At 70.1% G+C, this 13,007-nt stretch carries 12 protein-coding genes and 1 riboswitch; of the genes, 7 read left to right on the top strand and 5 right to left on the bottom strand.

What is annotated here, in order from left to right; translation table 11 throughout:
- Window positions 1–81: 81 nt before the first annotated feature.
- Entirely contained in the window at window positions 82–795 is a 714-nt protein-coding gene (locus OG753_RS28905) for a flavodoxin family protein (protein ID WP_327264546.1), read from the top strand.
- 25 nt (window positions 796–820) lie between these two features.
- Window positions 821–1,465 carry a dihydrofolate reductase family protein gene (locus OG753_RS28910; protein WP_327264547.1) on the top strand — a complete coding sequence of 215 codons (645 nt, stop codon included), beginning with the start codon at window positions 821–823 and terminating at the stop codon, window positions 1,463–1,465.
- A gap of 100 nt (window positions 1,466–1,565) precedes the next feature.
- Here OG753_RS28910 and OG753_RS28915 read toward each other — a convergent pair whose 3' ends face one another.
- The 5 genes from OG753_RS28915 to gcvT all read right to left on the bottom strand — a co-directional run bounded on the left by OG753_RS28915 (window position 1,566) and on the right by gcvT (window position 6,808).
- Window positions 1,566–2,087 (bottom strand): hypothetical protein, encoded by a 522-nt coding sequence (locus OG753_RS28915; protein ID WP_405790712.1) that lies wholly within the window; start codon window positions 2,085–2,087, stop codon window positions 1,566–1,568.
- 169 nt (window positions 2,088–2,256) lie between these two features.
- Entirely contained in the window at window positions 2,257–3,639 is a 1,383-nt protein-coding gene (locus OG753_RS28920; RefSeq protein WP_327264549.1) for an L-serine ammonia-lyase, read from the bottom strand.
- Window positions 3,640–3,938: 299 nt separating this feature from the next.
- Window positions 3,939–5,195, bottom strand: a complete 1,257-nt coding sequence (gene glyA, locus OG753_RS28925) for a serine hydroxymethyltransferase (RefSeq protein ID WP_327264550.1) — start codon at window positions 5,193–5,195, stop codon at window positions 3,939–3,941.
- A gap of 15 nt (window positions 5,196–5,210) precedes the next feature.
- On the bottom strand, window positions 5,211–5,591 hold the full coding sequence (gene gcvH, locus OG753_RS28930) for a glycine cleavage system protein GcvH (protein ID WP_327264551.1): 381 nt from the start codon (window positions 5,589–5,591) through the stop codon (window positions 5,211–5,213).
- A 101-nt stretch (window positions 5,592–5,692) separates the two neighbouring features.
- Window positions 5,693–6,808 carry a glycine cleavage system aminomethyltransferase GcvT gene (gene gcvT, locus OG753_RS28935; RefSeq protein WP_327264552.1) on the bottom strand — a complete coding sequence of 372 codons (1,116 nt, stop codon included), beginning with the start codon at window positions 6,806–6,808 and terminating at the stop codon, window positions 5,693–5,695.
- Between the two features lie 172 nt (window positions 6,809–6,980).
- A riboswitch (glycine riboswitch) is annotated at window positions 6,981–7,084 on the bottom strand.
- Window positions 7,085–7,290: 206 nt separating this feature from the next.
- Between gcvT and OG753_RS28940 the strand changes: the two genes are divergently transcribed.
- From OG753_RS28940 to OG753_RS28960, 5 genes are all read left to right on the top strand, one after another.
- Window positions 7,291–7,947 carry an AAA family ATPase gene (locus OG753_RS28940; protein ID WP_405790715.1) on the top strand — a complete coding sequence of 219 codons (657 nt, stop codon included), beginning with the start codon at window positions 7,291–7,293 and terminating at the stop codon, window positions 7,945–7,947.
- A 78-nt stretch (window positions 7,948–8,025) separates the two neighbouring features.
- Entirely contained in the window at window positions 8,026–8,760 is a 735-nt protein-coding gene (locus OG753_RS28945; protein ID WP_327264553.1) for an enhanced serine sensitivity protein SseB, read from the top strand.
- 94 nt (window positions 8,761–8,854) lie between these two features.
- The gene (locus tag OG753_RS28950) at window positions 8,855–9,595 is read left to right on the top strand and encodes an enhanced serine sensitivity protein SseB C-terminal domain-containing protein (protein ID WP_301366361.1); all 741 of its coding nucleotides are present in this window, start codon (window positions 8,855–8,857) and stop codon (window positions 9,593–9,595) included.
- 491 nt (window positions 9,596–10,086) lie between these two features.
- On the top strand, window positions 10,087–11,088 hold the full coding sequence (locus OG753_RS28955; protein WP_327264554.1) for an ABC transporter permease: 1,002 nt from the start codon (window positions 10,087–10,089) through the stop codon (window positions 11,086–11,088).
- Window positions 11,089–11,166: 78 nt separating this feature from the next.
- Window positions 11,167–12,915, top strand: a complete 1,749-nt coding sequence (locus OG753_RS28960) for an ABC transporter substrate-binding protein (RefSeq protein WP_327264555.1) — start codon at window positions 11,167–11,169, stop codon at window positions 12,913–12,915.
- Window positions 12,916–13,007 lie beyond the last annotated feature (92 nt).

Genomic DNA, 13,007 nt, shown 5'->3' on the forward strand with positions numbered 1-13,007 from the left:
CCCGTCCTCGCCCGCGCACGGCCGACCACGGACGGGCGCGGCCCGGTGGCGGTGCGGGGGCCCGCTGCCGACGCTGGGGGAGTGGCTGCCTCATACGACTACTCGGACCTGACCGCCCTCTACGTGAACTGCACGCTCAAACGCTCGCCGGAGACCAGCAACACCGAGGGCCTGATCGACAAGAGCCGCGCGGTCATGGAGGCGGCCGGCGCCCGGACCTCGCTCCTGCGCGCCGTCGACCACGACATCGCGACCGGGGTCTGGCCCGACATGACCGAGCACGGCTGGGAGAGCGACCAGTGGCCGGTCCTCTACAGCCAGATCATGGACGCCGACATCCTCGTGCTGTGCGGCCCCATCTGGCTCGGTGACAACAGCTCCGTGATGAAGCAGGTCATCGAGCGGCTCTACGCCTGCTCCTCCCTGCTGAACGAGCGGGGCCAGTACGCCTACTACGGGCGGGTCGGGGGCGCGCTGATCACCGGCAACGAGGACGGCGTCAAGCACTGCGCCATGAACATCCTCTACAGCCTGCAGCACCTCGGCTACACGATCCCGCCGCAGGCCGACGCGGGCTGGATCGGCGAGGCCGGACCCGGACCCTCGTATCTGGACCCCGGCTCGGGCGGCCCCGAGAACGACTTCACCAACCGCAACACCGCCTTCATGTCGTGGAACCTCCTGCACCTGGCCGCGCTGCTCAAGCGCACGGGCGGCATCCCGGCGCACGGCAACCAGCGCTCGCTGTGGGACGCGGGCTGCCGGTTCGACTTCCCCAACCCCGAGCACCGCTGAACCCGCGGCAGGCAGGAGCGGTCCCGTGGAGCAGCTGCTGAGAGTCCAGAACTTCACCGTCTCGCGGGACGGATTCGGCGCCGGTGAGCACCAGAGCCTGGAGCGGCCGTTCGGCGACGCCGATCCCGGGGAACTGTTCGCCTGGGCCGGAGCCACGGCGAGCTGGCCCCACCGCACCGACCCCGCGGGGAGCCGGGGCCTCGACGACTACTTCACGCGGGACTTCGCGCACAACATCGGCGCAGAGATCATGGGCCGCAACAAGTTCGGACCCCAGCGCGGGCCCTGGGCCGACCACGACTGGCGCGGCTGGTGGGGTGACGAGCCCCCGTTCCACACCCCCGTCTTCGTCATGACCCACCACACGCGTCCTTCGTTCACGCTCTCCGACACCACCTTCCACTTCGTCGACGACGACCCGGCCACGGCCCTCGCCATGGCGCGGGACGCGGCACGGGGCAAGGACGTCCGGCTCGGCGGCGGGGCGACCACCATCCGCGAGTTCCTCGACGCCGGCCTCGTCGACACCCTGCACGTGGCGGTCTCGCCGGTGGAGATCGGCTCCGGTGTGCGGCTCTGGGAGTCGCCCGAGGAGCTGCTCGACCGGTTCCACCTCGACGTCGTGCCCAGTCCGAGCGGTGTGACGCACCACCTGTTCTGGCGGAGGTGACGGGCGGGCCCGCGCGCGGGCCGGATGCGGATCCGGGCGGCGCCCCGACGCACCGCAGGGCCCGGGGCGCGGATGCCCCGGGCCCTGCGGCAGCGGTGGTTCAGCGTGCGATGTCGACGACGAACCGTTCGGGCGAGTGAAGGGTGAAGGCGCGGTAGTACGGCAGGGTGTCGAAGGCGGCGCCGAAGGTGACGTACCCCTCGTAGTCGCCGGTCAGGGCGATGCCCTTGAGCTTGGGCAGGTTGATCTTCTGCAGCTTGGGCCCCTGGTAGACGCTCTGACCCGCGTCGTTGTGCGCGGCGGCGGGGTTGAGGCGGATCTCCAGGAAGTACTTCCCGGCCAGCGGCACGGGTTTCCCGGACCCGTCGTAGACCAGCTGCGGTACGGGAGTGACGGTGGCCGTGGGGACGTAGCCCTGGATGTCGATGACGATCCGGTCGAACGTGGGGTGCCCGGCCCAGCGCGCGTTGACGACGAGCGGGGTCTGGGTCTGTGTGTTGGCGGCGACGGTGTTGGTGGCGGCGCCGGTGGAGGCCGAGGCAGGTGCGGCGAAGGAGAGGCAGGCGGCGAGCAGGGCGCCGGTTGCCAGGGCCGTGAACTGCCGGAGACGGGCGTGGATCATGTTGTCCCCTCGATTCTCGAGAGACGGGGACGGGTGGCACAGCGTAGGACGCCCTGGGCGACCCCGCGGTTCCGCTTCCGCGCGCGGCCGGTTTCCGGTGCCGTGAACGGGTGGATGCGAGAGGGGCCCGGCGCACGCGCCGGGCCCCTCTCGCATCACGCGGTGCGCGTCAGCACTCGATGACGTTGACCGCGAGGCCGCCGCGGGCGGTCTCCTTGTACTTGACCTTCATGTCGGCGCCGGTCTCCTTCATGGTCTTGATGACCTTGTCGAGGGAGACCTTGTGACTGCCGTCGCCGCGCATCGCCATCCGGGCCGCGGTGACGGCCTTGACCGCCGCCATGCCGTTGCGCTCGATGCACGGGATCTGCACCAGGCCGCCGACCGGGTCGCAGGTCAGGCCCAGGTTGTGCTCCATGCCGATCTCGGCCGCGTTCTCGACCTGCTCCGGGGTGCCGCCGAGCACCTCGGCGAGGGCGCCGGCCGCCATCGAGCAGGCGGAGCCCACCTCGCCCTGGCAGCCGACCTCGGCGCCGGAGATCGAGGCGTTCTCCTTGAAGAGCATGCCGATCGCGCCCGCGGCGAGCAGGAAGCGGACCACGCCGTCCTCGTCCGCGCCCGGCACGAAGTTCATGTAGTAGTGGAGCACGGCCGGCAGGACGCCCGCGGCGCCGTTGGTCGGCGCGGTCACGACCCGGCCGCCCGCCGCGTTCTCCTCGTTGACCGCCATCGCGTAGATCGTCGCCCACTCGCTGCGGTGCAGCATCGGGTCGCCCTCGGTGCGCAGCTGGCGCGCCGTGGAGGCGGCCCGGCGCTTGACCCGCAGGCCGCCGGGGAGGATGCCCTCGCGGGACATGCCGCGCGAGACGCAGGACTGCATGACGCGCCAGATCTCCAGGAGACCCTCGCGGATCTCCTCCTCCGTGCGCCAGGCCTTCTCGTTCTCCAGCATCAGCGAGGAGATCGACAGACCGGTCTCGTTCGCGAGGCGCAGCATCTCGTCGCCCGAGCGGAAGGGGTACTTCAGCACCGTGTCGTCGAGCTTGATCCGGTCCTCGCCGACCGCGTCCTCGTCCACGACGAAGCCGCCGCCGACCGAGTAGTAGGTCTTCTCCAGCAGCGGGGTGCCGGCGCTGTCGTAGGCGAAGAGCGTCATGCCGTTCGCGTGGTACGGCAGGGAGCGCCGGCGGTGCAGGATCAGCTGGTTCGGCTCGTCGAAGGCGATCTCGTGGGCATCGCCTATCTCCGCGCCCAGCAGCCGCAGCCGGCCGCTCCTGCGGATGCGCTCGACCTCGTCGTCGGCGGTCTCCACGTTCACCGTGCGGGGGGAGTGGCCCTCAAGGCCGAGCAGCACCGCCTTGGGGGTGCCGTGTCCGTGGCCGGTCGCGCCGAGGGATCCGAAGAGCTCGGCCCGGACGGAGGCGGTCTGGGCCAGCACGCCGTCCTTCTTCAGCCGCGTCACGAACATGCGCGCGGCCCGCATCGGACCGACCGTGTGGGAGGAGGAGGGACCGATGCCGATGGAGAAGAGATCGAAGACGGAGATGGCCACGGTGGCGGACTCCCTTGTCTGCTCGTGGGGTGGGAGGGGGCAGGAGAAGTGGATTATTCGGATTTTGTCCGGCAGACGAGCTTAACGCGGGCAGGTGAACGTCTCGTCGGCCGGACGAGGTGGGATGGATTACGCGGACGGGGCGGGCGGGTGCCGGTCCCCGGCCCCGGGCCCGTGCTCAGGCCCGCGCCGGCCCCTGTTCCGGCCCCGGCCCGGCTCCGCGCGGCGGAAGACGAAAGGGGCCCGGCCTGTACGAGAACATGGCCGGGCCCCCTTCGTAGCCGTGTGCGGACCGCCGGCTAGAGCGACGGGTACAGCGGGAACTTCGCGGCGAGCGCGGAGACGCGCGCCTTGAGGGCCTCGCCGTCGTACGCGGGCTTCAGTGCGGCCGCGATGATCTCGGCGACCTCGGTGAAGGCCTCGGCGTCGAAACCGCGGGTGGCCAGGGCCGGCGTACCGATCCGCAGACCCGAGGTGACCATCGGCGGCCGCGGGTCGTTCGGGATGGCGTTGCGGTTGACCGTGATGCCGACCTCGTGGAGGCGGTCCTCGGCCTGCTGGCCGTCCAGCTCGGAGTTGCGCAGGTCGACCAGGACCAGGTGCACGTCGGTGCCACCGGTGAGGACGTCCACGCCCACGGCCTTGACGTCGTCCTGGACCAGGCGGGCGGCGAGGATCTTCGCACCCTCCAGGGTGCGCTCCTGGCGCTCCTTGAACTCGGGCGAGGCCGCGACCAGGAAGGAGACCGCCTTGGCCGCGATCACGTGCTCCAGCGGGCCGCCCTGCTGACCCGGGAAGACCGCGGAGTTGATCTTCTTGGCCAGCTCCTGCGTCGACAGGATCACACCGCCGCGCGGACCGCCGAGGGTCTTGTGCGTGGTGGTGGTGACGACGTGGGCGTGCGGCACCGGGTTCGGGTGCAGACCCGCGGCGACCAGGCCGGCGAAGTGCGCCATGTCGACCATCAGGAACGCGCCGACCTCGTCCGCGATCCGGCGGAAGGCGGCGAAGTCCAGCTGGCGCGGGTAGGCGGACCAGCCGGCGACGATCAGCTGCGGCTTGGACTCCTTGGCGAGGCGCTCGACCTCGGCCATGTCCACCTCGCCGGTCTCGTCGACGTGGTACGGGACCACGTTGTAGAGCTTGCCGGAGAAGTTGATCTTCATGCCGTGGGTCAGGTGACCGCCGTGGGCCAGGTTCAGACCCATGATCGTGTCGCCCGGCTTCAGCAGCGCGAACATCGCGGCGGCGTTGGCCTGCGCACCGGAGTGCGGCTGGACGTTCGCGGCCTCGGCGCCGAACAGCGCCTTGATGCGGTCGATCGCGATCTGCTCGACCACGTCGACGTGCTCGCAGCCACCGTAATAACGGCGGCCCGGGTAGCCCTCGGCGTACTTGTTGGTCAGGACCGAACCCTGGGCCTCCATGACGGCGACCGGAGCGAAGTTCTCCGACGCGATCATTTCCAGGGTGGACTGCTGGCGTGCGAGCTCGGCGTCGACAGCGGCGGCGACGTCCGGGTCGAGCTCGTGGAGAGGGGTGTTCAGTACAGACATCAGGGTCCCCTGGGGTCAGTTACCGGCGGTGAGCTTGGTGTACTCCTCGAAGGAGAGCGTGTCCTTCGGCTCCTCCGAGAGACGCACCTTGAAGAGCCAGCCGCCCTCGAACGGGGCGGTGTTCACGAGCGCCGGGTCTTCCACGACGTCCTGGTTGGCCTCGACGATCTCACCGGAGACGGGGGAGTAGAGGTCGCTGACCGACTTAGTCGACTCCAGCTCGCCACAGGTGTCGCCCTCGGTCACGGTCTCGCCGGCCTCGGGGAGCTGGGCGTAGACGACGTCACCGAGCGCGTTGGCCGCGAACTCCGTGATGCCGACCGTCGCGACGCCGTCCACGGCGTCCGACAGCCACTCGTGCTCCTTGGTGTAACGCAGCTTCTCGGGGTTGCTCATGACCTGATTCTCCTGGATGCGGGGGAGTGGATACGAACTGCGGTCTTGGGTACTGAGACGGCGCCGTACGGGTTTCCGTACGGCGGACGTGGTGCGTGGGGCTACTTCTGCCGCTTGTAGAACGGCAGCGCCACGACCTCGTACGGCTCATGCGTACCGCGAATGTCGATGCCGACGCCGGAGGTACCGGGCGCGGCGTGCGCCGCGTCCACGTACGCCATCGCGATCGGCTTGCCCAGCGTCGGGGACGGGGCGCCGGAGGTGACCTCACCGATGACCTGGCCGTCGGCGACGACCGGGAACCCGGCGCGCGGAACGCGGCGCCCCTCGGCGATCAGACCGACCAGCTTGCGCGGCGCCTTGGTGGCGGCGCGCTCGGCGGCGGCCTCCAGGGCGGCGCGGCCGACGAAGTCCCCCTCCTTCTCGAACTTCACGACCCGGCCCAGACCCGCGTCGAACGGGGTGAGGGAGGTCGTCAGCTCGTGCCCGTACAGCGGCATGCCCGCTTCCAGGCGCAGGGTGTCGCGGCAGGACAGGCCGGCCGGCACCAGGCCGACGCCCTCGCCCGCCTTGGTCAGCGCCTGCCACAGCTCCACGGCGTGTTCGGGGGCGACGAACAGCTCGAAGCCGTCCTCGCCGGTGTAGCCCGTACGCGCGATCAGCGCGGGCACGCCCGCGACGGTGCCCGGCAGGCCGGCGTAGTACTTCAGGCCGTCCAGGTCGGCGTCGGTCAGGGACGCCAGGATGCCGGGGGACTCCGGACCCTGCACCGCGAGCAGCGCGTACGCGTCACGGTCGTCGCGGACCTCGGTGTCGAAGCCGGCGGCGCGCTCGGTCAGGGCGTCCAGGACGACCTGGGCGTTGGAGGCGTTGGCGACGACCATGTACTCGGTCTCGCCGAGGCGGTAGACGATCAGGTCGTCGACGATCCCGCCGTCCTCCTGACAGATGTGCGTGTAGCGGGCGCGGCCGACGCCGACGGTGGAGATGTTGCCGACCAGCGCGTAGTCCAGGGCCTTGACGGCCTCCGGGCCGGTGAGCGTGATCTCGCCCATGTGGGACAGGTCGAAGAGACCGGCCCTGGTGCGTACGGCGTTGTGCTCGTCGCGCTCGCTGGCGTACCGCAGCGGCATGTCCCAGCCCGCGAAGTCGGTCATGGTCGCACCGAGAGAACGGTGCAACGCATCGAGGGCGGTCAGGCGGGGGGCAGTGCTCATGGGTGTGGCTCCCGGGTCCCAGGGCATCGACATGACATGACGAGGACGTTCCTCCCCATCTGTCATCGGAACCTGAGAGGTTCGCCGAGAGTTCCACCGATCAGCAGATCGCCGGATTTCATCGACTTGCACCTTGGGTGGAGCTGCGCAGCAGCTCGCTTTTCAGATCTGCCTCATCCACGCGGTACGGGGCCTGAGAGATTCAAGGGAGGTTCTTGCTCCTTCGGCGCCCGCGCACGGCCTTGCGGCGTGCCGGGACTCTCCCGCGCGGATTCAAGCGGCCTGTATGCAGTTGGTCCAGATGGCGCACATCATTGCACGCCATGCCCGAGATCGGGCGGCGGGGTCCGAAAGTTCGTACGGCCCTCCGAAGGGGCCGACCGGAACCGGCCCCGCCGGATTACCGTCTCTTTACACTCAGTGGGCAAGGGTCCTGGTGACCCGATTCGGGGGAGGCGAACACTGTGCGGAGATTCGGAGTGGTGACGACGACGGGAACCGTGGACGCGGTGCCGGCGCAGCGCGGCGCGCGCGAGCGCAGGAGGGCGGCCGACGCGGGCCTCGGCCTCGTCCGTGACCTGCGCGGACCGGCCGTACGCGCCCCGCAGTCGCTCGGCTTCGCGGCCGGGGACATCGTCGTGGTGTCCGGCCTGCCCGGTGGCGGCAAGAGCACCCTGATCAAGCGGGCGGCCGCCGAGGGCGGGGCGGTCGACTCCCAGGACACCCGTGAGCGCTGGGAGCAGCGGATGCCCGCGGCACTCCCGTACGCCGTGTACCGGCCGCTGGTGCGCGCCGCGCACTACTGGGGGCTGTGGCAGATCCTGCGCTCCGGGGCCTCCGTGGTCGTCCACGACTGCGGCACGCAGAGCTGGGTACGGGGCCTGCTCGCGGCCGCCGCCCGTCGCCGAGGCCGGGCGCTGCACCTGCTGCTGCTGGACAGCAGCCCCGAGGAGGCGCTCTCCGGACAGGCCGCGCGCGGCCGCCGGGTCTCCGTGTACGCCTTCGCGCGCCACCGCGGCGCGGTGACCCGGCTGCTCCGCGAGGCCGAAGCGGGCCGGCCGCCCGCGGGCTGCGCCTCGGCGACCCTGCTGGACCGCCGCTCGGCCGCCGCCGTGACCGGGATCCACTTCCACGGCTGAGCCCCGGCGGACGGCACGTGGCCGGGCCCGATAGCCTCGGCACGACACGCGCGGGATTCCAGACAGGGGCAGGGGCAGATGCAGGGCAGCGGCTGGCCGGGAAATGAGCTGGAGCAGGTGCTCGGGGCGGCGCTGGGGCAGCCGGACGCCGGGGGGCGGATCCTGGAGGTCCTCGGGCGCAGCCGGGTCTGGGTGCCGCTGCCGGGCGGCAGCGGCCGGGCGACGGCCGGCCTCGACCTGCCCACCATGGACATCGGCGGGGCGGCGTACGTGCCCGTCTACAGCTCCGAGGCCCAGTTCCTCGCCTGCGTCGGCCCCGGCATGGACTTCGCGGTGGCTCCCGCCGTCGAGTTCGCCCGCGGCCTGCCCCCGCAGCTCGGCATCGCCCTGAACCCCGAGGGGGCCGTCGGGGTACCGCTCCCGCCGCCCGCCGTCGCGGAGCTGTGCCGTGCGGGCCGCGGCCCGCTCGACGGCCCTGCCACCGGCGGCCGCGTCCGGCTCTACGAGCCCGACTGGCAGGAGGACCCGGTGGACTTCCTGGCCGCCGCCACGGAGGAGTTCCGGGCCACGGGGGTGGTCGCCGCCGCGCACCGCTGCCTCGCCAGCGTCGAGGGCGGGGCGCCCCAGCTGTTCATCGGTGTCCGCCTGGTGGGATGGGAACCGGAGATGCAGAGCGCTCCGATGGAGGCCCTCGGGCGGGCCCTGACGCGCGTCCCGCCGCCGTGGCCCGTCCAGTTGATCCTGCTCGATGCCGCCCAGGACCCGGTCACGGACTGGATTCGTGAGCGCGTACGCCCCTTCTACCTGCCGTAGGGCCGCTTAAGCTGGTTACATCTCCTGGCCGCACGCGCGACTGCCGGTTCGGAGGACACGCGTGGAGCGACGGGCGGACGAAGAGGGGTACCGGGTGAGTGCGTCAGGCACGGCCGCGGCCGGGCAGGTCGAGCACATGATGCGCCAGGTGACTCCCGGGCGCTATGAGAGTTACGAGTCACTCCTGCACGCCCTCTCCGAGGGCCGGCTGTGGATGCTGCTCTGGCAGGGGCAGCCGGGATCCCCGGACGCCCAGTACGGGGGCATGGAGGTCGAAAGCCTCGGCTACGCGCCCTGCGTCACCTCCCCCCAGGAGCTGGCGGCCAGTGGCTGGAACCGGGGCTACGAGGTGGTCACCGGGCGGGACATCGCCCGCGCGCTGTACCCGGACCGCTGGGGGCTGTGGCTCAACCCGCACGCCCAGGGCGGCGGCCTCGGCGTGCCCTGGGCCGACCTGCGCCGGATCGCCACGGGCCTCGACCGGATGCCGGCCGGACCGCTGCGGCTGTCCGAGCCCGCGATCGAGCTCCCGCAGTTCTACGGACTGCTGACCCAGCACGCGCACCGCACCCCGGCCGTCCGGTCGCTGCGCCGCGCCTGGGTGCAGCCCGCGCTCGGATCGCCGTACCTCGCGGTCGGGCTCGACCTGTACGACGCCTCCGCGCCCGCGCTGGAATCCGTACGGGAGATGATGCGGCAGTCGGTCGGGGTGGTCCCCGAGGGGGTGCCGGTGTGCACGGTCGCGCTCGGGGACGAGCACGACCCCGTCGCCATGTGGCTGCGCGCGCAGACCCGCCCCTTCTACGACCGCGAGGGCCAGGCGCCGGCGTACTGACCCGGCGCGGGACCCGCCCCGACGACGGGCGGAGCCGCGTTCCGCGATATCCGCATATTGAGACATCCATCTCGAAGGCCGCACCGGTCCCATCGGTGCGGCCTTCGGCATATCCGGTGATTGCGCCCAAGATCCATGGCCGAAAGGGCAGTTGGGCCGGATGTCCGTTCCGCGCAGAACGGGCGGTGTTTCACCGCTCAACAGGTCCCGGGGTTCGGATAACGGAAGGTGTAGGCGTAGATCACGGTTGCGCATCACATCCCCGGCAGGTCTGGCGGGCGCTCGAGAGGGCGTTGAAGACTCCACCCCACCGAAGGCCGGGCCAACCGGGCCCGCCGCAAGGAACAGCTCTTCAGGCTGACTTCGGACTCGCCGCACCACCCACGCCGACGCAGCCGCCGGCACGCACCACCAGTGCCACCGATGTGAACCAAGCCGCTACGGCGGCGGCCAGGGCCGGCGACCGTCGGCCGAGAGGGGTCCCCACCACGATGACGGCTTCACCCACAGCGCCCAGTGAGCCGGTGCTCACGCAGCCCGACGGGACATCCGGCGGGGCGACGCAGAAGCGGATCGAGGGACGTTCGCTCGGCCGCATCGCGTGGATCAGACTCAAGCGCGACAAGGTGGCGATGGCCGGCGGCACCGTCGTGCTGCTGCTCGTGGTGCTGGCCATGCTCTCGCAGCCGATCCAGTGGATGTTCGGACTGGACCCGGACGCCCTGCACCAGGACCTCATCGACCCCTCCCTGGCGACCCCCATCGGCTCCTTCGGCGGCATCAGCTGGGAGCACCCGCTCGGCGTGGAGCCGAAGTTCGGCCGCGACATAGCCACCCGCATCCTGGAAGGCTCCTGGGTCTCCCTGCTGGTCGCCTTCGGATCGACCCTGGTCTCGGTCTTCATCGGCTCCGTGCTCGGCGTCATCGCCGGCTACTACGGAGGCTGGGCCGACACGGTCATCAGCCGCATGATGGACACCTTCCTGGCCTTCCCGCTGCTGCTCTTCGCGATCTCCATCTCGGCCGCCCTCCAGGGCGGGGCCTTCGGCCTCGAGGGGCTGCCGCTGCACATCAGCGTGCTGATCTTCGTGATCGGCTTCTTCAGCTGGCCCTACATCGGACGCATCGTGCGCGGCCAGACGCTCTCGCTGCGCGAGCGGGAGTTCGTCGACGCGGCCCGCAGCCTCGGAGCCCGCGGCCCCTTCATCGTCTTCCGGGAGCTGCTGCCGAACCTGGTCGCCCCGATCCTCGTCTACTCCACGCTGCTCATCCCGACCAACATCCTGTTCGAGGCCTCCCTGAGCTTCCTCGGCGTGGGTATCCAGCCACCGCAGGCCTCATGGGGCGGAATGCTCAGCTCCGCCGTGGACTACTACAAGGTCGACCCGATGTTCATGGTCGTCCCGGGCATGGCGATCTTCCTCACCGTGCTCGCCTTCAACCTCCTCGGCGACGGTCTGCGCGACGCCCTGGACCCCAAGAGCTCGCGCTGACCCACCCGTTCCTCGGGCACCCGGCCGAGGCTCCGCCAGTACCCACCATCACTCCGAATCAGGGGGCATCACTCCGCCATGAGAAGCAGGTCGAGAACAGCCGCGGTGCTTGCCGCCGCCATCACCGTCGTCCTCACCGCCTCCGCCTGCAATGGTGGTGACAAGACCGGCGGCGACGACAAGTCGGCCGGCGCCAACGCCGCAGTCAAGGCCGTCGTCAACGCCGCGGACAAGAAGGGCGGGACGGTCGTCTACGAGGCGTCCGACACCCCCGACTCCTTCGACCCCGGCAACACGTACTACGGCTTCGTCTTCAACTTCAGCCGCCTGTACGCGCGTCCGCTGACCACCTTCGCGCCCGCCCCGGGCGCCGAGGGCAACAAGGTGGTCCCGGACCTCGCCGAGGGCCTCGGCACGCCGAGCGACGGCGGCGCCACCTGGACGTACAAGCTGCGCAAGGGCGTCAAGTACAGCGACGGCTCGCTGGTCACCTCCAAGGACGTCAAGTACGCGGTCGAGCGCAGCAACTTCGCGCGTGACGTGCACTCCAACGGCCCGAACTACCTCGCGCAGTACCTCAAGAACAACGAGACCCCGTACGAGGGCCCGTACAAGGACAAGTCCGACACCGGACTGCAGTCCATCGAGACCCCCGACGACCAGACGATCGTCTTCAAGCTGAAGCAGCCCTTCGCCGAGTTCGACTACCTGCTGGCGAACCCGCAGTCGGCCCCCGTGCCGAAGGCCAAGGACAACGGCGCGGACTATGTGAAGAACATCGTCTCCTCCGGCTCGTACATGTTCGAGAGCTACGAGCACGACAAGCAGGCCGTCCTGGTCCGCAACCCCAACTGGGACGCCTCCACGGACCCGCTGCGCAAGCAGCTCCCGGAGAAGATCGTCGTCAAGCTGAAGGTCAACCAGGAGACGATCGACTCCAACCTGAAGGCCGGCAACACCCACATCGACATCGTCGGTAACGGTGTGGCCCAGCAGACCCAGACCGAGCTGCTGACCTCGAAGGACCCGAACACCGACAACGCCGAGGGTGGTCGCCTGGTCTACATGGCGATGAACACCAAGGTGGCCCCGTTCGACAACGTGGAGTGCCGCAAGGCGGTCCAGTACGCGATCGACAAGGTGTCGGTGCAGACCGCCTTCGGCGGCCCGATCCGCGGCGCCATCGCCAGCACCGTCCTGCCGACCGACATCCCGGGTCACGTGGACTTCAACACCTACAAGACCCCCGATGACAAGGGCGACGAGGCCAAGGCCAAGGCCGCGCTGACCGCCTGCGGCCAGCCGAACGGCTTCGAGACCACCATCACCGCGCGCAACGACCGCGCCGGCGAGGTCGACATGGCCACGGCCATCCAGGCGTCCCTGAAGAAGATCGGGATCACGGTCAAGATCCAGCAGTTCCCGGCCGGCAAGTACTTCAGTGACTACGCGGGTGTCCCGAAGTTCACCGAGGACAACAAGATCGGCCTCATGATGATGCAGTGGGGCGCCGACTGGCCGAGCGGCTTCGGCTTCCTCCAGCAGGTCGTCCACGGTGACGCGATCAGCAAGACGGGCAACACCAACCTGTCGCAGCTGAACGACCCCGAGATCAACAAGCTGCTGAACGACAACATCGCCAACACCGACGCCGCCGCGCGCGAGAAGGTCTACGGCGAGATCGACAAGAAGGTCATGGACCAGGCGGTCATCGTGCCCCTGACCTACTTCAAGGTGCTGCACTACCGCTCGCCCAAGCTCACCAACGTGGTCTCCAACCCGGCGTGGAGCGGTCAGTACGACTACCTCAACATCGGCCTGAAGTAACCCCGGGCCGTAAGTCCGAAGGCAGTTTGACCCTCTCAGCCAGATCTGCCAGAACCGTGGAAGGCAGGTGAAGGCAGCAGTGCGCGCCGGTC

It is taken from the genome of Streptomyces sp. NBC_00029 (assembly GCF_045160505.1).
In the GTDB taxonomy this organism is placed as follows: domain Bacteria; phylum Actinomycetota; class Actinomycetes; order Streptomycetales; family Streptomycetaceae; genus Streptomyces.

Bases quoted from the DNA above. Each gene is read 5' to 3' on its own strand.
- OG753_RS28915 (WP_405790712.1), bottom strand. From the start codon at position 2,087: ATGATCCACGCCCGTCTCCGGCAGTTCACGGCCCTGGCAACCGGCGCC.
- glyA (WP_327264550.1), bottom strand. From the start codon at position 5,195: ATGTCTGTACTGAACACCCCTCTCCACGAGCTCGACCCGGACGTCGCC.
- gcvH (WP_327264551.1), bottom strand. From the start codon at position 5,591: ATGAGCAACCCCGAGAAGCTGCGTTACACCAAGGAGCACGAGTGGCTG.
- gcvT (WP_327264552.1), bottom strand. From the start codon at position 6,808: ATGAGCACTGCCCCCCGCCTGACCGCCCTCGATGCGTTGCACCGTTCT.
- OG753_RS28945 (WP_327264553.1), top strand. From the start codon at position 8,026: ATGCAGGGCAGCGGCTGGCCGGGAAATGAGCTGGAGCAGGTGCTCGGG.
- OG753_RS28955 (WP_327264554.1), top strand. From the start codon at position 10,087: ATGACGGCTTCACCCACAGCGCCCAGTGAGCCGGTGCTCACGCAGCCC.
- OG753_RS28960 (WP_327264555.1), top strand. From the start codon at position 11,167: ATGAGAAGCAGGTCGAGAACAGCCGCGGTGCTTGCCGCCGCCATCACC.